Genomic DNA, 22,054 nt, shown 5'->3' on the forward strand with positions numbered 1-22,054 from the left:
GCGATGAAGATCATGAAGGGCATCGCCCGCTTTCTCGGCGTCGACGGTGACCGCTCCGCCCCGCCGCCCCGCTACGTGGGCCTGGCGGACGGGCTGGTCATCACGGAGACCCACGCCGAGGCGTGGTACCTGCTGGGAAGCTCCAACACCGACCTGATGTCAGAGGCGGCCCGGGACGCCGAGCAGGACCAGGCGAGCAGTGCCCTGGCCCGTACCCTCGCCGGCTACGACTGCCATCTCAAGATCCTCTGGTCGCCGCTGAACGCCGAGGACTACCGGACCGAGGCGGAGACCCTCTTCTCGGCGGGCGACTACGCCGCGTGGGCCGACCTGCGCGTCGGGCGTCTGGAGGAGCTGGAGCTCCCCACCCGGATGCTCCTGCTCGGCGTGCGGATATCCGAGCGCGCCAACCAGGCGAAGGCGCGTGGCAGCCGGGGCGTCCAGGACGCCCTGGGCATCGGCTCGACCTCGGTGTCGCAGAAGGAGATCGCCCGGCTCGACGCCCTGGCACGGCGCCTCGGGCGCCAGCTGGAGACCACGCCGTGGAAGGCGCAGCCGGCCACGGTGGAGCTGCTGGCCTGGATGATCGCGCGCGAGCAGCGCCGCGGCACGCCGCTGCCCTCCCCGGACGACAAGGGAATGATCACCGGCGCCAAGCTCGCCCAGCTCACGCGGGGACGCGTCCTGCCCTACCCCGACCACGTCCGGGTCCTCGACCAGCGCGGAGAAACGGTCGGCTGGAGCGCGATCCTCACGATGGACGGCTTCCCGGAGGAGATGGAGTCGCCGGGGCCGGGTGAATGGCTGAGATCCGTCGCGGAGATCACGTACGTCCCCGAGCTCATGGACGACGAGGACCCCGGTGACATCACGGCCCTGCCGGTCAACCCCGAACCGTCCGTCCGCTTCAAGGTCCTCCACAAGCGCGACGCCCTCAAGCAGATCGACGAGGTCCGGCGCCTGGCGAAGGAGCAGCGGCAGAGCGCGGCCAAGCACTCCGCCGGTGAGACCGCCCAGGAGATCGAGGAGACCGAGGAGACGATGACGTCCCTCTCGCGCGACATGAAGCGCGAGGACGTCACGCTGCTGGAGGACCACCCGCGCCTGATCATCAGCAGTGACGTTTCCCTGGACGACCTGCGCAGCCGCTGCGACGCCGTCATCGGCTACTACGGCGGCGTCGGCATCGAGGTCAGCGTCGCCGCCGAGGAGCAGCGCGAGCTGTGGCTGGAGGCCCAGCCCGGCGACATGCTGCGCGTACCGGACCTGGTGCACACCCGTACGGTCGGCGCCTTCGCCGGCTCGTGGTTCTGGGGCGGTGCCTCGGTCGGTGACGACACCGGCCCGGTCATCGGCTACCTGACCGGTTCGACGCCCGGCGTCGTCCGCAACGACCTCACCGGTGGTTCCGAGCGCGGTGACGCCACGACCACGGCCTTCATCGGCCGAAGCGGCCGCGGCAAGACCACCGCCATGATGCTGTCGCTGCTGGACTCCGGCTTCCGCGGCTCGTTCGTGCTCGCCCTGGACTTCAAGGGCGACATGGGCGGCCTGGTCTCGGCCGGCCAGCGGTACGGGCTGAACGCCCACCTGATCGAGACGGGCTCGCAGTTCGCCGGCGTCGCCGACCTCTTCTTCCTGCTCAGCGGCGAGAGCGCCGAGCGCGCCCAGACCGAGGTGCCGGCGCAGCTGGGCATCTCGCTGCCGCAGCACCTGCGGATGCGCGGTGCGGAGACGCCGATCCAGAGCGCGGTCAACGAGATCATCGCCGAGGGCGACCCGGCGACGTGGAAGGTCATCGAGCGGCTACGGCAGTCGACCGACGAGCTGTCGCGCGAGACGGGCGACGCGCTGTACGAGCTGTCGCTGACGGGCCTGGGCGCGCCGTTCATGGGCAGGCCGTCCGGCTCGTCCCTGATCACGCCCACGCCCGGCATCTGGGTCATCCAGGTCCCGGGCATCACCCTGCCGTCGCCCGACGACTCCCGCGACGACTGGTCCGTCCACCAGCGGCTCTCGGTGGCACTGGTCCACTCGCTGCTCGCGTACGGCATCAGCATGGCGGGCCGGAAGGACCTGCGCGGCCTGCGCAAGGTCGTGGCGGTGCCCGAGGTGCACGTCCTCACGGCCACGCGCGAGGGCAGCTCGTTCCTCCAGTACATCGCGCGTGTCGGACGAGCCCTGCACACCGCGCTCGTCGTGGACACGCAGGACCCGGAGTCGCTGGCGAGCCTCACCGGCCTCGTGGAGCAGATGACGACGGTCTTCGGGTTCCAGCTGACGACGCCCGAGCAGCAGGACGCGATGGCGGCCCTGCTCGACCTGCCGAAGGGCGCCCACACGCGCCAGCTGATCCAGGCCATCGGCGTCGACGTGACGCAGGAGATCCGGCACGGCCACTGCATCATGCGTGACCGCCGCTTCAGCAGTGCGACGGTCCAGTTCGACGTGCCCTCGCTGGAGATGCTGCAGCTGCTGAACACGACGCCGAAGGCGGACAGCGCGGGCGGTGCGGGCGAGGGCCCGGTGTCCATGAGCAAGCCGGCTTACGAGGAGGCGAACGCGTGAAGAAGCGGATCGCGGCGGTGACCGCGGCGGCTACGGCGGTCCTGGTGGTCACGGGGTGCTCGTCGTCCTCGGGCGGGGGCAAGGACGGCGACAAGCCGGGCGCGAAGAAGACGGAGTCGGCAGCGGACCGGCAGGCCCGGGAGTACCGCGAGGCGGCGAAGAAGGACCGGGCGAAGATGCTGGAGGTGGCGGTCGCGTACCGGAAGGCGGATCGCCTTCACGACGGTGAGGCCGCCTGTCGGCTGATGACGGAGGGCGGCCGGCACGGTAAGGACGCGTCGTTCGAAGCCTGCGTGAAGTTCTACATGCCGCTGAACGACGATGCCCGTGAGACGGCGGAAAAGGTTTCGTACAGCGTCACAGGCAACCCCGTCGACGTGGTGTCTTCAGGTAATCATCCGGCCGGTACCGGCGTCATGGTGACCGCGGAGTCCAAGTCCGACGGGAACACCAACTACCGCCAGACCGCCCTGCGCATGGTCAAGGTCAAGGGAACCTGGCTGGTGGACCAGGACGAAGACATCTCCGGTGCGGACATGAACAGTTCGAGCCCGGTGCACAGCGCCCTGATGAGGTCGCATTGAGGATCCCACGGCTCCGTAATCTGGCCGTCCCGGTTGTCGGCGCCCTCACCACCCTGATGGTGACGGCGTCCGCGGCCGCGGCGGACGACAAGCACGCGAAATACAAGCCGGCCGGCATCGGCGGCCTCCTCCCGGCACCGCACACCTCGTATTCGGGTCCTGGCACGCTGTACGAGCAGTACGGCGACCCCATGCTCTACAACCTGGACGTCCAGCTGGGCTGGGACGAGTTCGGTGACTGGGCGCTTCAGTTCGTCGCCCAGATCTTCATGGGGCTGACCGTCGTACTGGCCCTGGCCGCCATCGTCGTCGTGCAGTGGACGTTCAAGTTCACGTCCATCGACAAGCTCGAGGACTCCATGGCGACCGCTATCTCCGGGGCGGCGGGTACGGTCTCAACGACCTTGCTTCCGTCGGCGATGGCCGTGGGCGCGCTGATCGCGTACGCGAACCATCGAAGAAACGGCACATCCATAAGCCAGTTGGGATGGGTGGCTGCGGCAGGGATCCTGTCCGTCTCGCTGCTGACCACTCCGAAGGTGTGGATCGACGGGCTCGACTCGGTCCGGACCATCGGCAGCAACACGGCCATGAAAGCCGCGTCCGCCGGCATGGGCAACGAGTCCAAGGAACCCATCGACATCGGCGGGTCGCCCACGTACGGCAAAAATGACCAGGACAACATGCTCCGCAAGTCCGCGGACGCGATCTGGCGGTCCTACGTCGTCACACCCTGGTGCGTCGCCGAGTTCGGAAATCTGAACACGTGCAAGGAGTACGGAAAGGGTCTGCTGGACCAGGGATCGGACACCGGTAAGCGCGAGGACTGGCTGAAGCCGAACGTCAGCACGGACAACGTCGGCGATGAGGCGGTCAAGTACCGCCAGGGCCACGTGGGCCACGCCCGAGTCATGGTCACCATGGCCTCCGCGGTCTGTGTGGCACTCTTCGCCGTCCTCGCGGTGGCCTTGGCCTTCGCCTCCCTCGCTTCGCTGATCGGCGCGCTGATGCTGCTGCTGGCGGGCGTCGTCTTCGCCTGTCTGTGGGTGATCCCCGGCAGGCCGCGCCAGTGGGGCGTCCGCTGGTTCGACACCCTGCTCGGCTTCGCCCTGCAGTCGTTCGTCAGCACGATGGTGCTGGGATGCGTGCTCGTGCTGAACACGGCGAGCGTGTCCATGGTCGGTAGCTACGGCTGGTTCGCGTCGGCGGGCATCAGCATCACCTCCGCGATCGTCGCGTTCAAGTTCCGCGGGATCATGGAGAGCATCGTCGGTGTGACCGGCGCGACCAACTCGTCCTTCAACGCCGGTGCGATGAAGCTCGCGCAGGGAGCCGGTTCCCTCATGGCCCGGAAGGCCGGGGGTGCTGCCCTGGCAGCCGGCAAGTTCGGCGGCAAGGGCGCTTGGGGAGCCGCGAAAAAGACCACGGTGGGTGCCGGCCGCGCGGGCAAGAAGGCTCTTGACGCGGCTGACGAACGCTTCATCCAGCGCCCCTTCCGGATGGCGCAAGCGGTCAAGCAGCTCGGTGACAGACACGCGGACATGGACGCCGCGGGCGTGTCCAAGGGCTCCCCGAGGCGGGCGAAATACGTCAACGGTGCCGATATGAGTGGACCCAACACGTCCGCTCAGGTCAGTGCCGCCAATCGAGCGGCGAAGACAGGCAGCTCCGCGCCCCTGAAGGTCAGCAGCTCGGGCCGTCCGGGCGAGTTGAACAGCCGTTCGCTCCGAGTGGGCGAGCTGCAGAGCGTCTCGGCAGCGGCCCAGGCCCGACTAGGCCGGGACGACCGCCGGTCCGAGGACAAGAGAGGCGTTCCTGCCCGGGCAGCAGGTTCCGCGAGTTCTGCCGCACGTGGCAAGGCCGGAGGCGGCGACGGGTTCCGGAACGCCCCGAAGCCCGGCAGCGGTGGCGCGCAGCGACGCGTGGCGGAGGCCCGCAGGGCCGCGGCCCGCAGTGGGGCCTCCGCGGCCGGCCAGGGTGCCTCCCGGCCGAAGAGGCGCACCGCCGTGCGGCCTCCCGCGCCCCGTGGCCGTCGGTAAGGAAGAGGACAGGTGAGCAAGAACCAGAACCAGCGCCCGTCCTCCGAGTGGCGGGAACTGCTCAAGGCGGAATACGACTACCCCGAGGAGATCGAGAAGGTCGGCAAGCGCCGCGTCCGCCGGAAGGCCCGCAAGGCCTACCGGCAGGAGCAGCGCGAGGAGTACAAGCGCCGGCTGGCGGAAGAGCGCCGGCGCGAGCCGATCACGGCGGGCGGGGCGATCCTCGTCATGGTCGTCATCCTCGCCATCGGCGCCGCTGCGGCGCACTGGTGGCCGGACCGCACGGGCGCACCGTCGACGGTGGGCCACGCCGGGGACACGGCCAAGAACCGGACCCTGGACGAGCCCGGCACCAAGCCGTCCTCGGCCCCCGTCCCCCAGCCGCCGCAGCCCTCCCCGTCGGTCAAGGCTGATCGCAGCAAGCCGGAGAAGACGGCGGAGGGCTGGGCCCGCGCCTATCTCACGCGCAATCCGCCGGTGGACAAGACGCACACCGCGTCCGTCGACCGGGCCGCGCCGTGGATGACCGACGCGCTGGTGGTGAACCTGAAGCAGTTCGACGACAAGGCGTGGGCGGAGCTCGTCTCCAACGGCGGCGTCTCGAAGGTCGACAAGGTCACCGTCGGCCCCGCCGACGACGACCGCGTGCGGAAGCAGGCGGACACGGAGACGCGCGTCTGGCGCAAGGCCAGCGCCGACATCACGGTCAAGGGCTACCGGACGTACACCGAGACGAGGGTGTACCTGACGGAGATCATGCTGACCTCCGACGGCTGGCGCGTGGGCCGGGTCCTGGGGGTCTGAGCGAGTGGTTTCACGTCAGGCCCTCGCCCTGGCCTCGGGCGGGCTGCGCAAGGGGCTCGCGTTCAAGGTCGGCATACCCGGGATCGCCCTCCTCATGGGGCTCCTGCTGATCGTGGGCATGCTGGCCGGGATCGGCGGCGGCCCTTCGGCCGTCGCCGCCGGCTGCTCCCAGCCCGGCTCGCCCGGCAACGACGGGCCTTCCGGGAACGGGCAGACCGGGGACACCACGGGCGGCGCGAGCAAGAAGCTCCGCGAGGAGCAGGTCGAGAACGCCAAGATCATCGACCAGGTGGCCAAGGACGGAAAGCTGCCCGGCAGGGCCACGCTCATCGCTCTGATGACGGGTCTCGCCGAGTCGCAGCTGTCGAACATCAGCTACGGCGACCGCGACTCCCTCGGCATCTTCCAGCAGCGCCCGTCCTCGGGGTGGGGCACAAGGGAGCAGATCCTGGACCCCAAGTACTCGACCCACATGTTCCTCTTCGGCGGCGACAGCGGAGACCCGCCGGGGCTGGAAGACGTCGCCTGGGAAAGCATGTCGCTCAACGATGCCGCCCAGAAGGTGCAGCGTTCCGGCTTTCCCGACGCTTACGGTTCCAAGGAGGAACAGGCGCGGAGCATCGCCAAGGAAGCCGGTATCGACCTGGAGCGGTCGGGCGAGAACCACCCCGACAAGCCGGGAAAGAAGGACGGCGACAAGTCCAGCAAGAAGCCCGACGGCAAGCCCGACAACAACCCCGACAGGAAGAAGGCGGATCGCTGCAACACGTCGGGCAGCAACAACCCCGGCAAGCCCGGTGAGCCTTTCCACGACAGCAAGGCCAACTGGCCCGACATCGTGAAGAACCCCAGCTCCACGGAGCAGGCGATCGCCTACGCCAAGAAGCAGGCCGAGAGCCACAACAGCGAGTGGTACCAGCGGTGCCTGGCCTTCACGGCGATCGCCTACGGCCGGGGGTCTTCGGGCACCAACTACGCCATCGACCACTACACGGACGTGATGCCGCAGAACATGCGTCACGACAAGGACCGCAACCCGCCGCCGGGCGCCCTGATGTTCTGGGACACCCACCACCGGGCCGGTCACGTCGCCATCTACGTCGGTGACGGCAAGGTCGCGTCCAACGACATCGTGACCCCCGGCGAGATCTCGATCGTCCCCGCCACGGACATCGAGTCCAAGTGGGGCGCGGACTACCTGGGCTGGTCGCCCCCCTACTACCCCAATGGCGGGTGATCCGGGTCATCATTAGCCCCGGGGCCGCGGCATATGCGTTGCCGTGGCCCCGTTGGCCTGCTGGCGGCGCCGGTACGTAAGGATTGACCATGCCTGTTGTGACGGACCTCGACTCGGTCCCCCTGACTCCCGTCTACACCATCGTGATCAGCGCAGCGGGTGAAGCGACGATCGAGGGGGAGCCCGTAGAGCCGCTGCCCGGGCAGGACGGGCGGACGTCCGCGCTCGCGGAGATACGGGTGCGGGCCGCGAAGCGTGGCCATCCCATACGCATCAACGCCAAGGAGCCCGACGGGTCGGTCTGGCCGCTGATCGTCGACCACGACGGGGCGGTGACGCCGCTGGCGGCGCCGCATCCGACGCCGGCGCCTGCGCCTGTGGCACCCGTGGCGCCAGTTTTTCCTGCGGCTCCCGTTGCTCCCGTGGCACCGCAGCCGGTTCCGGTACCGCAGCCGGTTCCGGCGCCCGTGCCGCCCGCGCCCGTAGCGCCTGCTCCTGCTCCTGCCCCTGTGGCACCGCCCGCGCCCATTCCCGCTCCCGTCTCCGACTGGAACAGCTCCCTCCCCCCGCATCACGCCGAGCGCTTCGGTCGGATCGTCGCCGCCGAGCTGCGCGGGGATCTGGCGGGGGCGGCCCTCGCCGCCCGTGAGCTGGAAGGGGCGCTCGACCGGGAGTACGGGGCGTTGCATCCGCACACCGTCGGCGTGCTCGGTACGCGCGCCTGGCTGGCGCTGCTGCTGCAGGAGGACTGGGCCGCGATCATGCGGCTGCACCTGCGGACCGCCGAGCGGCGGCACAACGCGCAGGCGCCCGTCGACGAGACCCGGCGCGTGCTGCGCAACGCCCGGGCCGTGTGGTGGCGGCTCGCCGCCGTCGACCGGGCCGAGGCGGACGAGATCCAGCCGGAGCTGCAGCGCGTATCCGACCTGGTCGAGGGCGTCCTTCCGGAATAATCGCGATCATGCTGCCGCCCACACCGCTGCCCGGCCCGTACGAGGGAAATCCGTACGAAAGCGGCCCGTACGAAAGCGGCCCGCACGGACTGCACCGGCGGCTGCTCCCGGACGTGATGGCGGCCGGCTCGGCGTACCCGCTCGTCCTCAGCGGTTCGTACGCCCTTGAGGCGCACGGCCTCCTCGCCCCCGGCGCCGCCCGCCGGGACACCGGCCTGGAAGTGGTCACCGAGGCCCCGGACCCCATGGCCGACCTCGTCGCCGCCCTCTGCAGCGGCCTGCGGGAGCGCGGCTGGCAGGCGGAGCCGGCCGAGGCCCGGCTCGTCGTCACCGACGCCGCGACCGGCGAACACTGCGCCGTCGGCATCCGCAAGGAGATCCTCCGGCGGCCGCCGGAGCTCGGTCCGTACGGGCCCGTGCCCGCCGTCGAGGACGTGGTCGGCATGGCCGTGCGCGACCTCGCGGACCTCGGCCTCGCCCGGGACCTCGTCGACGTGCGGGCCGCCTCCGGCAGCTGGTCGCACGTCGAGCTGGAGGAGCTCGGCCGGCGGCACGCCGGCGACACCGGCTTCGACCTCACCGACCTCCAGGCCCGGCTCGCCGGTGCCGAGTGGATCGCCGACTCCGAGTTCGCCGCCTACGGGCTCGACGAGACCGACCGCGCCGAGCTCCTGCGCTGGGCCGAGGCCTGGGTCGACGACATCGCCGAACGGCTGATGGAGGAGGCCCCTTATGAAGATGACGATGAAGACGAAGATGCAGATGAAGACGGAGAGGGCTGATCGTCCGTCGCCTTGACCCCAAGTTTGCTTGAGGTTCCATCCTTGAGTCATCGCCTCAGCAGGGCCTCGGCCAGGGATGGATGGAACGACGATGACGGACACAACTGCTCCGAGCGCGCCGGTGATCGACCGGCGCCGCATGAGACTCGTCATGGCCGGGCTGATGCTCGGCCTGTTCATGTCGGCGCTCGACCAGACCATCATCTCCGCGGCGCTCCGCACCATCGCCGACGACCTCAACGGCCTCTCGCAGCAGGCCTGGGCCAACACCGCCTACATGATCACGTCTGTGGTCACCACGGCCCTCTACGGCAAGCTCTCCGACATCTACGGACGCCGGCCGCTCTACGTCACGGCCGTGGCCTTCTTCGTCGCCGGTTCGGTGCTGTGCGGGCTCGCCTCCTCCATGGTGATGCTGTCGGTCTTCCGGGGCGTCCAGGGGCTCGGCGCGGGCGGTCTGATGAGCCTCGCGTTCGCCATCCTGGCCGATCTGCTGCCACCGGCCGAGCGCAGTCGCTACCAGGCCTGGTTCGGTGCGGTCTTCGGGGTCGCGGCCGTCGTCGGGCCGGTCGTGGGCGGGTTCTTCGCCGGGCTGGACAGCTTCGCCGGAGCGGCCGGCTGGCGCTGGGCCTTCTTCATCAACGTGCCGGTCGGCATCGCCGCCGCCCTGCTGATCGCCAGTCAGGTACGGGTCCAGGCGGACCGCTCGACGGACAAGCCGGACGTAGCCGGCGTGGTCACCCTCGTCCTCTTCCTGGTGCCCCTGCTCTTCGCCGTCGAGGAAGGGCCGAAGTGGGGCTGGGGCTCGGCCGGCACGCTGGGGCTGTTCGCCGTGGGGGCCGTGGGGCTCGTGCTCTTCCTGATGGCGCAGCGGCGGGCCGGCGGCGCCGCCCTGCTCCCCACCCCGATGTTCCGCAACCCCGTCTTCTCGATCTACAACGGCGTCAACACGATCATCGGCGCCGCCGTCTTCGGCTCGCTCGCCGTCCTCCCGCTCTACCTCCAGATCGTCAAGGGGCTCTCGCCCACCGAGGCGGGCCTGATGCTGCTGCCGCAGACGCTCGGCATCATCGCCGCCGGCCGGGTGTGCAGCGCGTACGTCACGCGCACCGGCAGCTTCAAGGGCTCCATGCTGGCCGGGATCGTGCTGATGATGGCGGGCACGTTCTGGTTCGCGTCGTTCGGCGCGGGCACGGCGCTGTGGCAGGCCGGGGCCGCCGCCGCTGTCATGGGCATCGGCATCGGTGCGTGCTGGCAGGTCATGCTGACCGCCATCCAGCGGGGCGTCGAGCCGAAGTACATGGGCGCCGGCATGGGCTCCTTCGCCTTCTTCCGGTCCATCGGCGGCACCGTGGGCATCAGCGCCTTCTTCTCGCTCTTCTTCGGCACGGTCGGCGGCCGCATCGCCGACGCCTACGCCGACGCCGCGACCGACCCGGACTTCAAGGCCGCCCTCGCCGACCCGGCCGTCACCTCCCAGCCGGCCAACCAGACGCTCCTCGCCGGCCGGAACGGTGCCGTCTCCCTGGACGACAGCTCGTTCCTGGCCCACGCCGACGCCCGCCTCGCCCACCCCTTCCTGGAGGGCATGGCCCACGCCATGCAGACGGTCTTCCTGGTGAGCGGCGCCCTCTTGGCCGTGGGGCTCGTCCTGGCCCTCATCCCCAGGGACCGGCGCCCGGAGGCCGGCCCCGGAACGGCTCCCTCGGCTCCGGCGCCGAAGAAGGCCGCGGCACGTCGGTGAGGCGTGCGCGGGCAAGCAGCGGGCGGGGCCCGGGTTACTGCCCGGGCCCCGCTCGCATTCAGTCGCCGCTGCCGGTCAGGTCAGCGATCACCGGCTACGCCTTGGCCCTCGTTCGAGGTCGCGCCGTTCTGGCGGTTCCTTCCCGAGCGCAGCCTGATCCAGGTGTCGTCTGCCTCGGATTCGGGATCGAAGTCGTCGTCGGCGCCCTCCGCCCAGTCCGTTTGCCCTTGGCTGTCCGGCCTGTCAGGCGAGCGCCGGCCGCCTCCGTTCTGTTCCGGGTCTTCCGCTGCGGGAGCGTCGTCCTCCGGGGCCGTTGACGGGGCCGTTGAATCAGTCGCCGGATCGGGGGCTTCCTCCGGGTCGGCCTGGGAATCGGTCGCCGAGGGCGCCTCGGGCTTTGAGGCCACGGGCGCTTCAGGGGCCGGCTCCTGCTGGTGTTCTGGTGCCCGCCTCGCGTCGGTGTCCTGGGCCTCGGTCGGTTCGGGAGCTTCCTCCGGGTCGTCCGCGGTATCAGTGCGTGAGGGTGTCTCCGCTGCTTCCGCCGCCGTCGGCTTCGGTGCGTCGTCGGCCGGTTCCGGGGCGGCTTCCGAGGACGAACCCTCCGACGATTCGGCTGATTCAGCCGGTTCGGCCGCTTCGGCTGCCGGTGCGGCTGGTTCGGCCGGGTCGGGCGCCTCGTCCGTATCGAGCGCATCCGCAGGCTCCGGGGCGTCTTCCGAGGACTCGTCGGCGTCCTCCGTGTCTTCCGCGTCCTCGGCTTCGTCCGGCTCTTCCGGGTCCTCCGGTTCTTCCGATTCCTCGGCGTCTTCCGGGTCCTCCGGCTCTTCCGATTCCTCGGCGTCTTCCGGGTCCTCCGGCTCTTCCGATTCCTCGGCGTCCTCCGGGTCCTCCGGTTCTTCCGGCTCCTCGGCGTCCTCCGCGTCCTCCGGCTCCTCCCCCTGCTCGGTCTCCTCGGCCTCCTCCGGTTCTTCCGTCCCCTCCAGTTCCTCTGCCTCCGCCGGCTCCGGCGCAGCGTCGGACGCCTCATCCCCGTCGGAATGCTCGCCGTCGTCAGAGGACTCACCTTCGTCGGAGGACTCGTCCTCGTCGGAGGTCTCACCTTCCTCGGAGGACTCGCCCCCATCCTCGGACTCAGTGGAGGCTTCCGGCCGGTCGGGCGCGTCCTCCGCCTCCTCCGGCTCGGGCGCTTCCTCTGCCTTCTCGGCGTCCGCCTCCGCAGGCTCGGGCGCCTCCTCCGCCTCCTCCGCCTCCCCGGCGTCCTCCGCCTCCGTCGGCTCCGGTGCGTCGTCGGACGCCTCGCTTCCGTCGGACTCCTCGCCCCCATCGGACGCCTCGCCCCCGTCGGAGGCGCCGTCATCGGCCTCGGAGGCCTCCGAACCCGACGGTTCAGGCGCCTCCTCCGCTCCCTCTGCCCCCTCCGCGTCCTGCGCCTCCGCAGGTTCCGGCGCCTCGTCCGCCCCGGATTCCGGGGCGGACGCGGGCTGCTCAGGCGGCCGTTCCTCCTCGCTGGAGCGGTCGCTCATGAATCAGGCCCCGTACCGGCCTTGGCATTGCTGCGGTACAGGCGCACCCACGGCAGCGTCTTCCGCTTCCACGCCGACTGGGCCAGGTGAATGAAGACGCAGGCGCGGTAGTCGTCGACGGCTTCCGCGTCCGCGCCATGCGGGGCGACGGCGTCGGCGATGTCGGCGACCCATTCCGCCGTACGGGACCACCACTCCGCCTGGGCGGCCGACGTCTTGGGGTAGTCGGCGACGCGCTTCTTCAGCTCGGTGCCGTGCTCCGGCCACACCGCTGTCGCCGCCCGCGAGCGGAACGCGCAGCGGTGCCGGCAGCCCTCGCAGTCGGCGAAGGGGGCGAGCGCCGCGTCGACGGCCGGGGTCGCCGCCGCGAAGGCGCGGAAGCGGTCGGCCAGTTCCGCGTTGCCGGCGAGCGGTGCCCGCGCGGCCCCGGTCTCGGCAGCCGCCTCGGCCCGTACGTTCGGCACCTTGATCAGGGCGGGGCGGTCGATGCCGTCGTGGTGGGCGAAGGCCTGGAAGGGTTCCAGGGACGACGCGTAGCGCTCCTGGTCGGGGGAGAACCGCATCGTGCCGCCGATGAGCTCCCGGTCCGTGGCGGACGGCAGCCGGTGCATGACCTTCAGGTTCGTGTTCTTGTACGCGTCCTCGATGAGCTTCTCGGGGACCTGCTCGACGATCACCAGGCCTTCCCCGTACTTGCGGTTCTCGGCGAGCGTGTTGGCGAAGGCTTGGGCCGCGCGGGCCTGGGCGTTGCCCTCCTTGCCGTCCCCGCCGGAGGCGACGGGACGGCCGAGCAGCCGGTGGGCCTCCTCGATGACGGTGACGTGGGCCAGGCCGTCGCCCCGCCGGGTCGCCTTGTAGTGCTCCGTCATGGTCTGCAGGATCAGCGCCGTGACGAGGGACTGCTCCTTCTCGTTGTCGCCGACGCCGGCCAGTTCGATGACGACGGGGCGGCTGAGGAGCTCCTCGACGGGGTACGAGCGCGCGCAGTCCAGCGTGCTGCCGCAGGCGCCTTCCGCGAGGGACTCGGCCCGCAGCCGGGACGCGGCGATGATGTTGTCCTTGACCTCGCCGGAGTACCCGAGCTGGTCGCACTCCTTGCGCATCTCGGCGATGAAGTCGCGCAGGGTGGGCCACGACCCGTCGTGGGCGGGTGTGGAGACGTCGGTGGGGACGATGCCCTTCCGTGCGTACGTGTTGCGCAGGGCCTTGTTGTAGATGGCCGGCAGGGGGTCCCAGAGGCCGAACGCCGCGTCGAAGCAGGCGAGCAGCCCGGCCGTGTGGGTGCTGATCCGGACCCCGTGCGGCACCTCGAAGGGGTTCAGCCGGAACGGCGCCGTGTTCTCGTCGCCGACGGTGAGGACGAGGAGGTCCTCGAAGCCGGGGCGGGTGGCGAGCCAGCGGTAGTCGTCGAGCTCGGAGTTGACCGGTTCCAGCACGAGGAACGGCACCTTGTGGTCCCGCCAGAGCTGCTGGCAGAAGGCCAGGGTCGTGTTGGTCTTGCCCGAGCCGGTCGTTCCGACGAACAGCGCGTGCCGGGAGAGGGACCCCAGCTCCACGCCGAGCGGCCCGGCCGGCGCGCCGTGCACCAGCTGCCGGCCGAGTTCGATGGCGGGCCCTTGCGGCCGGTAGTCGGTCTCCATGGCCATGTCGGGCCTGCGGACGGGGAAGCCCGTCATGTGCCCGTGCACGGCGAGGGGAAGCCGCAGCGCGGCGCCCGCCTCCCGCGCGTCGACCAGCTCGGGCAGCAGGCGCAGGGGCGGCGACAGCGGTTCGGGCAGCTGCCAGCGCTGGTCGCCGCCCCAGCGGGCGTGCTCCAGCGTCGTGATCCCGGTCCATGCCGCCGCCATTTCCGGCGGCGCCGGCCGTACGGTGACGTGGGCGGGGCCGGTGAAGGTCTCGGTCAGCGCGCTGCCCTGGCCGGGCCGTTCCTGCGGGGAGACCGTGGCGCCGACCAGCTCGGCGAGGGACTCGGGGAGCGGGTTCGGGGAGGCGAGCGCGATGCGGATGCGGAAGGCACGGTCGGTGTAGCGGCGCGCGGCGTCCGCGTACACCTTCGCGGCGTCCACGGCGAAGGCGTCCGGGGCGAGCTGGGACGGCGGGCCCCACAGGCCCTCCGGCAGCTGTCCCGGCGTCCCCAGCCGCCCGTAGTGCGTGGCGATCTGGTGCAGCATCGGCCCGAGGTCGTCGGGCACCCGGTACGGTTCGAGGCCGACCGTCAGCATGAGCGGGTACGGGTGTGCCGCCAGCGCCTGCCACAGCGCGTCCCACGGCGGCGCCGCGGCGGTGAACGGCTGCGGGGAGAGGTAGTACTGCACGCCCGCGTCGGGCCGGTTGGGCAGGCCCGTCCGGTAGCGCTTGCGGATCTCGGCCAGGCCGGCCGGGTCGGGGGTGAACGGCGTGAGCCACCGCGCCACTTCGGCCGCGTCCTCGACCGGGGCGGCGTGGACGTGGTGCGGCAGCTGCCCCAGCCGGTCGCGGAGCGCGAGCACTGCGGCCACGGCGGAGTCCTGCGCCGAGGCCGCCACGGCCGACCCGTCCGCGCCGTCGCTGCGCACCCGGGCCAGCAGGGCGCACGAGATCCTGCGCGTGGCCGGGTCCGTCAGGTAGCGCAGCTCGATGCGGGTGTCGTGGTGGGTGTCCCACTGGCCCGCCAGCCAGGCCGCCTCTGCGGCGACCGCCTTGATCCGGCGCTCGTCCTCGGGGAGGTCGGCGTATTCCCTGGTCTCGGTGAGGTCGGCGGCGGCCTCGATGCGCACGGCCGCCCAGGCCCACACCGAGGTGCCGTCGCCGACGGTCAGGACGCCCGGCGGGGGCGTCCTGTCGGTCTGCTGGTTCATGCCGCTCAGCTGGTCCACGGGGAAGCGGGGCCCGGCGCGGGCGGAGCCGGCGGCGCGGGGTGCGGTACGGCCTGCGGTACGGGCGGTGCCGCGGGCATGACGGGCGGCGCGGGCGGAGCCGGGGGGCCGGCGGGACCCTGGCCGGGCGCGGTCATGATCGGCAGGTCCTGGCCGAACGTCGAGGCGATGGGCACCTCGATGCCCTGGACCGCGATCTCCACGCCTTCACGGACCGCCGAGTGCACGGCCTCGCGCATGGCGCGCGGCCGCTCGGTGCGGAGCATCTGGTTGACGTCACCGGTGCGGCCCTTGAACCCGCCGATGAGGTCCTTGAAGTACGTGCCGATGATCACCCAGCCGGGGCGGATGCGCCACATCGTCCAGCCCAGGTAGAGGCTGGTGCCGTACTCGAAGACGGATACGTAGGCCACGTACCGGCCGCTGTTGATGACGAGACGGTTGCTGACCACCTCCGGCTGAAAGACGTCGCTGCGGATCCGGGACGGCACGGCCGTCACCGGGATGCGGCGGCTGGACAGCGCGCCGTAGATCGCCGCGTAGGCGGACGGAGACGCCTGCGCCTTGTCCTCCAGCAGCGTCCGCCACTCCGAGACGGGCTCGGTGAAGCACGAGAAGAGCAGGATCAGCCAGAAGACGATGAACCCCAGGATCGCGCCCACGCTGAAGGTGCCTTCGGCCGCGTCGAAGTCCCAGTCGTTCGTCAGCAGGCCGAACAGCGTGATGAGCAGCCAGACGCCGATCGAGGCGGAGGCCGCGGTCGCCCAGTGGCTGATGACCGTCCGGAGGCCGACCGACTCGTCGAGGCTCAGCTCGATCTTCTGGTACTTCAGGGTCTGGTTCCGGTAGGAACCGTTGGGGCCCGAGGCTCCCGACGCCGCCCAGCCGCCCGGTCCGGCGCTGCCGCCCGGATAAGTGCTCATGTCGTACTCCGCATCGGGGTCTGACCCACATCGTTGATCGTTTGGCAGGGCAACTTATCGGAATTTCACGTCGGGCAGCGGGTGTCGCGGCGGCCGGGGCGACACAGGCGGGCAAAGGCCCCGGATCGTCCTCGGCGATCCGGGGCCTTACGGGACTGCGGCTGCGGAACGTCGGATCTCCCGCTCTCCCGCGCGATCGTGAACCGCGGCAGGCTGTCCGGGGCCGACCGGTGACCCTCCACCACGAGGTACTGGCCGGTACCGTCCGGTCGCAGGGTGCGTGCCTCCTCCGGCGGCCGGAAGAAGTCCGGGTCGTCACCGCGGAGGGCCGTGCGGACGTACGCCCGCGCCGGCCCGGCTCTGACCGCGCCTCGCGGCGGCTTCTAGGCGGCTTCTAGCAGCGGGCCGGCTGGCCGCTCTGGCGGATGATCGTGTCGGCGGACAGCCAGCCCGCGCTCTTCGTCCCGTCGATGCGGACGTAGAGCCACTTGTGCCCGTAGGCGTTCTCTACGGAGCAGTGGAACCAGACCTTCGTACCGGACTTGGCCGCGGCGACGGAGCCGCAGACCTGGTAGGGCCCGTTCACCACGTGGCGATCGCCGGTCACGTAGCCGTACGTACCCGGCTTCGGGTCCTGGTGGCTCCAGCCGCTGCAAGTCGTCGGGACGTTGAGCTTCGTCGACGGGGAAGCGGACGTGCTCGGCGTGGCGCCGGGCTTGGCCGAGGCGGAGGCCGACGGCGAGGCCGCGCCGGACGGCTTTCCGGAGCCCGTGGGGGACGAGGGGCTCGGGGAGTGCGCTCCGGCGGTCGCGTCGCCTCCGCCCGGTTGCCCGCTGTCCGCCGGAGAGCTGACCGCGGGCTGTGCCGCCTGTGCCTCGTCGCCCTTCGTGCTGCTGCTGTGATTGCCCGTCAGGGCGTACGTGACGCCGCCTCCGGCGAGCACGACGGCAGCGGCCGCGGCCGCGATGACGGTACGGCTGCGGCGCCGCTTGCGGTCGGCGGTGGCGGAACGGGTGGTGGTGGAGCGTGCGGTGGTGGAGCGGCCGGGGCCGGAGCCGGGGTTGGTGCCGGGGGCGGGGCTCGCGGCCGGTGCTCCGGGCTGCGGGTGCTGGTGCGGCAGGCCCGGCTGCGGGTAGCCGGCGTGCAGCGGTTGGGAGGACTGCAGCGGCTGCGGGTGCGGAGAGTGCTGCGGGGACGGCGAAGGCTGGTGGAACGCGGGCGGCGCCGCGCCGAACCCGGGCGGCGGCCCCGGAGCGACGGCCTGCGTCGGCGTCGGCTCATGCAGCGGCATGGGTGCGGGCGTAGCTGCAGCGGCAGCAGACCCAGGCGTAGGCGTGACGGCGGGCCCCGGGCCCGGCACGGGCGCGTAGGGCGCCGCCGTCCCGCCCGCGGCCACCCGCTCCAGCAGCTCGCGCGCCTCGCCGGCCGCGGGCCGGTGCTCCGGCTCCTTCGCCATCAGCGCCTGCAGCACCGGCGCGAGCGCCCCCGCCCGCTGCGGCGCCGGCAGCGGCTCGGTGACGATCGCCGACAACGTGGACCACACGGACGTCCGGCGGAACGGCGACGTGCCCTCCACCGCCGCGTACAGCGTCATGCCCAGCGACCAGATGTCCGACGCCGGGCCGGGCTCCTTGCCCTGCGCGCGCTCCGGCGGCAGGTAGTCGAGGGAGCCGATGATCTGGCCGCTCTGGGTCAGCTTGGCCATGGCGTCGTCGCCGGCGGCCTCCATGGTGGCGATGCCGAAGTCGGTGAGCACGACTCTCCCGCCGTGCTCCAGCAGCACGTTCCCCGGCTTGACGTCCCGGTGCAGCACGCCGGCCCGGTGCGCGGCGTCGAGCGCGTCCATCAGCTTGGCGCCGATCGCCGCGGCCTCGTGCGGCTCCAGCGCGCCGCGCTCCTCCAGCACGTCGTCGAGCGAGGGCCCGTCGACGAGTTCCATGACGATGACCGGCAGCCCCTGCTCCTCGGTCACGTCGTGCACGGTGACCACGCCGCCGTGCCGGATGCGGGCGGCGGCCTGCGCCTCCCGCTGCATCCGGATCCGCAGGTCGGCCAGTTCGGTGGCCGAGGCGTCGGTGAAGGCCCGCAGGACCTTGACGGCGACCTCGCGGTTCAGCAGCTCGTCCACGGCCCGGGCGACGACGCCCATGCCGCCGCGCCCGATCGTCGCGGTCACGCGGTAGCGGCCTCCGAGGAGTTTGCCTATCAGCTCGTCGTCGTTCGCTGCCCCCGCTGTCACCGCACGCTCCGTCCGTCCGTCCCGGCACTGTTCGTTCGTCGTTCGCACCCTGGCGGCCCCCAGAGTAGAGGCAGGCGCTGTGGGGGCCGCGGCCCCCCGGAGGAGCGGCGGGAGACCGGGGCCACGAAATGCCGGGACAACGCCGGGACAACAAGGAAGGCCCAGGTCTTCGACCTGGGCCTTCCTACGTTCTATGGAGCGGGTGACGAGAATCGAACTCGCGCTCTGAGCTTGGGAAGCTCATGTTCTACCATTAAACTACACCCGCGGGGGCGCCCGTTTTCTGAGCGCCTCATCGTCGCACACTCTACCCCATCGAAGGCCCTCGGTGCACTCACCGTACGGGCCTTCCTGTCGTGTGAGGAGAGTGTGGGGCAGGTGGGGATGCGTGCGCGCGCGCCGGGAGTTGGGGCGTACCGTGGAGCGCTGGAAGCCCGGCGAGGGACCGCCGGGAGTGCCGCGTAGGAGTGAGTCCCATACATCCCCTAATGTGGCTTTTGTCTTTCACGTGGATGGGGAAAGGGAGCTCTATGGAGCGCACCGTCGTTCGTTGTGCCGAGGGGCACGTCTTCAGCACCGCTTCGTTCCCGATGCAGCACCTCGGACCCGACCGGATCGGCCCCGGGCGGCTCCTGCGCTGCCCGCGCTGCGCCCGGCTGCGGCATTCCGTTCCGGTCGCGCTCCAGAAGCGCTGACCGAGCGGCTGTCCGGGCGCCGGCCGGGCAGCCGATCAGGCGGCCGGCCGAGCAGCCCGCCGGGCGCCCGATCCGGGCGCTGATCAAGCGCCGGCCGAGCACCGATCAGGAGTCGATCAAGCGGCGCGGCCCGGTCCGCTCGGACCGGGCCCGCGTTGTCCGTCTTCTCCGCGTATCCTCGACCCGTGCTTCTCTCAGACAAGGACATCCGGACCGAGATCGACGCCGGCCGGGTGCGTATCGACCCGTTCGACGAATCCATGGTGCAGCCGTCGAGCATCGATGTGCGCCTCGACCGCTACTTCCGGGTGTTCGAGAACCACCGGTACCCGCACATCGACCCCGCGGTCGAGCAGGCGGACCTCACGCGTGAGGTGGTGCCGGAGGGCGACGAGGCGTTCATCCTGCACCCCGGTGAGTTCGTGCTCGCCTCGACGTACGAGGTCATCACGCTCCCCGACGACGTGGCCTCCCGGCTGGAGGGCAAGTCCAGCCTCGGCCGGCTCGGCCTGCTGACGCACTCGACCGCCGGCTTCATCGACCCCGGTTTCTCCGGGCACGTGACGCTGGAGCTGTCGAACATGGCCACGCTGCCGATCAAGCTGTGGCCGGGGATGAAGATCGGGCAGCTGTGCATGTTCCGTCTGACCTCGCCCGTCGAGCATCCCTACGGGTCCGCGAAGCACGGTTCCCGCTACCAGGGGCAGCGCGGGCCCACGCCCTCGCGGTCCTTCCAGAATTTCCACCGCACCCAGGTCTGAGCAGAGCAAAAGGCGAAGAGCAACAGTGAGTGAGATCCGCGAGAACCTGACCTACCCGATCTTCGGGGAGGCCATCCGTGAGCTGGCGCAGACCATCGCGGACGACGGTTACGAGCCCGACATCATCCTGTCCATCGCGCGCGGCGGCGTCTTCGTCGCGGGCGGTCTGGCGTACGCCCTGGACTGCAAGAACATCCACCTGGTGAACGTGGAGTTCTACTCGGGCGTCGGCGAGACCATGGAGATGCCGGTCATGCTCGCCCCCGTCCCCGACCAGATCGACTTCACCGACAAGAAGGTCCTGATCGCCGACGACGTGGCGGACACCGGCAAGACCCTCAAGCTGGTGCACGACTTCTGCAAGGACCACGTGGCCGAGGTCCGTTCCGCGGTGATCTACGAGAAGTCCCACTCCCTCGTGAAGTGCGAGTACGTCTGGAAGCGCACCGAGGACTGGATCAACTTCCCGTGGTCGGTGGAGCCGCCGGTCGTGCGCCGTGAGGGCCAGGTCCTCGACGCGTAGCCCGCGTACCCGTACATGCAAGAGGGCCCCGCCGCGTTCACCGCAGCGGGGCCCTCTTGCGTGCACACCGCTAGAGCGTGCCCAGCTTGATGATCGACAGCAGGGCGATCAGCTGGATGGCGGAGGCGCCCAGCGCCCTCGGCCACGGGATGTCGTGCGACTTGCTGACCATGGACGTGAACAGATAGCCCGCCACGAGCCAGGTCGCCCAGCCCAGCACCTGCACCAGCAGGTTGTCGCCGCCGAGGAACATGGCGAAGAGCAGCCGGGGCGCGTCCGTGATCGACATGATCAGCATCGACAGGCCGATCGTCGGCTGCCACAGGCCGTCGCCGCCGAGCTGCCGGGCGAGCGTGTGGGTGACCGCGCCCAGGAGGAGCCCGGCGAGGATCATGACCACGCCGGTGATCAGCACCGACGGGAAGCTGTTGGCGAGCGAGGCGTTCAGCACGTCCTCGCGGGCCTTGTCGAAGCCGAAGACGGCGAGCAGGCCGTAGACGAACGTGACGATCAGCGCCGGTGCCCACACGGCGTGGTCACGCATCTGCCAGAAGGTCGCGGAGGGGCGCATCACTATGCCCGTCAGCAACTGCTTCCACGGCAGGCGCGGGCCCGGGGGCGGCGCGGGGGCGTTGTTGTACGGATCCTGGCCGTAGTCGTCCCGGCCGTACGGGGCGCCCTGGCCGTACGGATCGCCGCCGTACGCGTCCGGGGCCTCGCCGAGGCTGAACTGCTGGGTCTGGCCGGGGTGACCGCCGCCGGGCTGTCCCTGCCCGGGCTGGCCGTGGCCGTAGTAGGGGTCCTGGCCGCCGCCCTGCCCGTACGGCTGCTGCCGGCCGTGCCCCTGCTGCGGCTGCCCGCCCGGGCCGAAGTACTCCGGCTCGCCGTACGGCGGCGGCGCCTGCTGCTGCCACTGACCGCCGTGGGCCCCTTGGCCGCCCTGCCCGCCCTGGCCGCCGTACGGGGCCTGGTACGGCCTCGGGCGCTGTCCTTGCTGCGCGGGCCCGGGGTCGTTCGAGCCCTGTCCGCGTCCCATCCTGAATCCAGCCACGGTTCGAACGTACCCGCTCCGTGACGATGCCGAGTCGGCGCGGTGAGAACGGGCCCGCCATTGCGGCCGAGCTGTGACATCCCCTAAGGGAAATATCGGGGGTTGGGGTTCGGCGAGGCCGCGTCAGGAGGGGGGTGCGTACGGAACTCGGAGGTGTCGACGGTCCAGGGGCCTACGGAGACCTTGTCGCCGAAGACGTAGTCATGACGAGTGAGGTAACAGCGCTGTCCTTCGCTGTCGGTGCCTCGGGGACCGGACATGACAGCCGTGGTCCCGTTGCGTGGATTGACCAGGACGTACAACGGAATGCCCATGGCCGCGGAGTCGTACATCTTCTGCCTGTCGTGGACCTGCCCCAGGGGAGGGACGATGTCGGCGGCCAGCGCGAGGTCTCTCGGGTCGATCCCTCCGGGACCGCCCATGGCCGCTTCGGGGAGCACGATGACGGCCGGGCGGCGCAGGATGCCGAGCGCGACGTCTTCCACCCCGCCCCAGTTGTGGGCCACCCAGCCCTCGCTGAGCTGTCGGTCCAGCTGGCGTCTCAGCATGAAGGCGGTGTAGCCGCAGCGTCTGGGAATCGACACCGTCATGATGATGCTGTTGCCGCTGATCTCGAAGCGCTTGGCGGCATCCGGCGCGTGCCGGTGCAGTTCCTCGGCGATGGCCAGGACACGGGCGTACTCCATGACGAGGCTCCTGTTGTGCAGCTCGCGGGCACCTTCGTGCTCAGCGTCCCACGCACCTACGACAACGGCCGGGCCCCGCGAACAGTC

17 protein-coding genes and 1 tRNA gene are annotated in these 22,054 nt (G+C 70.9%); 11 read left to right on the forward strand and 7 right to left on the reverse strand.

Going from position 1 to position 22,054, the window contains the following annotated elements; genetic code table 11:
• The first annotated feature begins 3 nt into the window (after positions 1-3).
• From IF61_RS0115450 to IF61_RS0115485, 8 genes are all read left to right on the forward strand, one after another.
• Positions 4-2,568, forward strand: coding sequence for an ATP-binding protein (locus tag IF61_RS0115450; protein ID WP_030366964.1), 2,565 nt, complete (start codon positions 4-6; stop codon positions 2,566-2,568).
• On the forward strand, positions 2,565-3,152 hold the full coding sequence (locus tag IF61_RS33395; protein WP_030366965.1) for a hypothetical protein: 588 nt from the start codon (positions 2,565-2,567) through the stop codon (positions 3,150-3,152). The genes IF61_RS0115450 and IF61_RS33395 overlap by 4 nt, the downstream gene beginning before the upstream one ends.
• Positions 3,149-5,191 (forward strand): hypothetical protein, encoded by a 2,043-nt coding sequence (locus tag IF61_RS0115460; protein ID WP_030366966.1) that lies wholly within the window; start codon positions 3,149-3,151, stop codon positions 5,189-5,191. The genes IF61_RS33395 and IF61_RS0115460 overlap by 4 nt, the downstream gene beginning before the upstream one ends.
• Positions 5,192-5,203: 12 nt before the next feature.
• Entirely contained in the window at positions 5,204-5,995 is a 792-nt protein-coding gene (locus IF61_RS0115465; RefSeq protein ID WP_030366967.1) for a hypothetical protein, read from the forward strand.
• A 4-nt stretch (positions 5,996-5,999) separates the two neighbouring features.
• Positions 6,000-7,232 carry an NlpC/P60 family protein gene (locus tag IF61_RS0115470; RefSeq protein WP_030366968.1) on the forward strand — a complete coding sequence of 411 codons (1,233 nt, stop codon included), beginning with the start codon at positions 6,000-6,002 and terminating at the stop codon, positions 7,230-7,232.
• 89 nt (positions 7,233-7,321) lie between these two features.
• Positions 7,322-8,185, forward strand: a complete 864-nt coding sequence (locus tag IF61_RS36555) for a hypothetical protein (protein ID WP_211264887.1) — start codon at positions 7,322-7,324, stop codon at positions 8,183-8,185.
• A 116-nt stretch (positions 8,186-8,301) separates the two neighbouring features.
• Positions 8,302-8,967 carry a hypothetical protein gene (locus IF61_RS0115480; protein WP_052392733.1) on the forward strand — a complete coding sequence of 222 codons (666 nt, stop codon included), beginning with the start codon at positions 8,302-8,304 and terminating at the stop codon, positions 8,965-8,967.
• Between the two features lie 91 nt (positions 8,968-9,058).
• Positions 9,059-10,711: an MDR family MFS transporter gene (locus tag IF61_RS0115485; RefSeq protein ID WP_078660228.1), complete on the forward strand. Its 1,653-nt coding sequence runs from the start codon at positions 9,059-9,061 to the stop codon at positions 10,709-10,711.
• Between the two features lie 80 nt (positions 10,712-10,791).
• On the opposite strand, the gene IF61_RS36560 is transcribed toward IF61_RS0115485, so the two are convergent.
• The 5 genes from IF61_RS36560 to IF61_RS0115510 form a co-directional block, all read right to left on the reverse strand.
• A complete protein-coding gene (locus IF61_RS36560) occupies positions 10,792-12,234 on the reverse strand; it encodes a hypothetical protein (protein ID WP_052392718.1) in 1,443 nt (480 codons plus the stop codon).
• The gene (locus IF61_RS0115495; protein ID WP_030366973.1) at positions 12,231-15,071 is read right to left on the reverse strand and encodes an ATP-binding protein; all 2,841 of its coding nucleotides are present in this window, start codon (positions 15,069-15,071) and stop codon (positions 12,231-12,233) included. The genes IF61_RS36560 and IF61_RS0115495 overlap by 4 nt, the downstream gene beginning before the upstream one ends.
• Before the next feature lie 5 nt (positions 15,072-15,076).
• A complete protein-coding gene (locus IF61_RS36565) occupies positions 15,077-16,012 on the reverse strand; it encodes a hypothetical protein (protein WP_052392719.1) in 936 nt (311 codons plus the stop codon).
• 394 nt (positions 16,013-16,406) lie between these two features.
• Positions 16,407-18,251, reverse strand: a complete 1,845-nt coding sequence (locus tag IF61_RS0115505) for a serine/threonine-protein kinase (RefSeq protein WP_030366975.1) — start codon at positions 18,249-18,251, stop codon at positions 16,407-16,409.
• A gap of 194 nt (positions 18,252-18,445) precedes the next feature.
• Positions 18,446-18,519 (reverse strand) — tRNA-Gly (locus IF61_RS0115510).
• Positions 18,520-18,781: 262 nt separating this feature from the next.
• Here IF61_RS0115510 and IF61_RS32355 point away from each other — a divergent pair.
• The 3 genes from IF61_RS32355 (at position 18,782) to IF61_RS0115525 (ending at position 20,230) form a co-directional block, all read left to right on the forward strand.
• Positions 18,782-18,946 (forward strand): hypothetical protein, encoded by a 165-nt coding sequence (locus tag IF61_RS32355; protein WP_173864874.1) that lies wholly within the window; start codon positions 18,782-18,784, stop codon positions 18,944-18,946.
• A 185-nt stretch (positions 18,947-19,131) separates the two neighbouring features.
• Entirely contained in the window at positions 19,132-19,707 is a 576-nt protein-coding gene (dcd, locus tag IF61_RS0115520; RefSeq protein ID WP_030366976.1) for a dCTP deaminase, read from the forward strand.
• 25 nt (positions 19,708-19,732) lie between these two features.
• Positions 19,733-20,230 (forward strand): phosphoribosyltransferase, encoded by a 498-nt coding sequence (locus tag IF61_RS0115525; RefSeq protein ID WP_030366977.1) that lies wholly within the window; start codon positions 19,733-19,735, stop codon positions 20,228-20,230.
• 70 nt (positions 20,231-20,300) lie between these two features.
• Here the strand turns inward: IF61_RS0115525 and IF61_RS0115530 are convergent, their stop codons facing one another.
• Both IF61_RS0115530 and IF61_RS0115535 read right to left on the reverse strand, forming a co-directional pair.
• Entirely contained in the window at positions 20,301-21,266 is a 966-nt protein-coding gene (locus IF61_RS0115530) for a Yip1 family protein (protein WP_030366978.1), read from the reverse strand.
• A gap of 98 nt (positions 21,267-21,364) precedes the next feature.
• Complete coding sequence (locus tag IF61_RS0115535; RefSeq protein WP_052392720.1) at positions 21,365-21,967, reverse strand: PDDEXK family nuclease; 603 nt, start codon at positions 21,965-21,967, stop codon at positions 21,365-21,367.
• Between the last annotated feature and the right edge of the window lie 87 nt (positions 21,968-22,054).

This window comes from Streptomyces roseoverticillatus (assembly GCF_000719265.1).
Classification (GTDB): domain Bacteria; phylum Actinomycetota; class Actinomycetes; order Streptomycetales; family Streptomycetaceae; genus Streptomyces; species Streptomyces roseoverticillatus.

What these genes read in the sequence shown, in the direction of transcription:
- IF61_RS0115530 (WP_030366978.1), bottom strand. Translation starts at nt 21,266, where the DNA reads ATGGGACGCGGACAGGGCTCGAACGACCCCGGGCCCGCGCAGCAAGGA.
- IF61_RS0115485 (WP_078660228.1), top strand. Translation starts at nt 9,059, where the DNA reads ATGACGGACACAACTGCTCCGAGCGCGCCGGTGATCGACCGGCGCCGC.
- IF61_RS0115535 (WP_052392720.1), bottom strand. Translation starts at nt 21,967, where the DNA reads ATGGAGTACGCCCGTGTCCTGGCCATCGCCGAGGAACTGCACCGGCAC.
- IF61_RS0115495 (WP_030366973.1), bottom strand. Translation starts at nt 15,071, where the DNA reads ATGAACCAGCAGACCGACAGGACGCCCCCGCCGGGCGTCCTGACCGTC.
- IF61_RS0115450 (WP_030366964.1), top strand. Translation starts at nt 4, where the DNA reads ATGAAGATCATGAAGGGCATCGCCCGCTTTCTCGGCGTCGACGGTGAC.
- IF61_RS36560 (WP_052392718.1), bottom strand. Translation starts at nt 12,234, where the DNA reads ATGAGCGACCGCTCCAGCGAGGAGGAACGGCCGCCTGAGCAGCCCGCG.
- IF61_RS0115480 (WP_052392733.1), top strand. Translation starts at nt 8,302, where the DNA reads ATGGCGGCCGGCTCGGCGTACCCGCTCGTCCTCAGCGGTTCGTACGCC.
- IF61_RS36555 (WP_211264887.1), top strand. Translation starts at nt 7,322, where the DNA reads ATGCCTGTTGTGACGGACCTCGACTCGGTCCCCCTGACTCCCGTCTAC.
- IF61_RS32355 (WP_173864874.1), top strand. Translation starts at nt 18,782, where the DNA reads ATGGAGCGCACCGTCGTTCGTTGTGCCGAGGGGCACGTCTTCAGCACC.
- IF61_RS36565 (WP_052392719.1), bottom strand. Translation starts at nt 16,012, where the DNA reads ATGAGCACTTATCCGGGCGGCAGCGCCGGACCGGGCGGCTGGGCGGCG.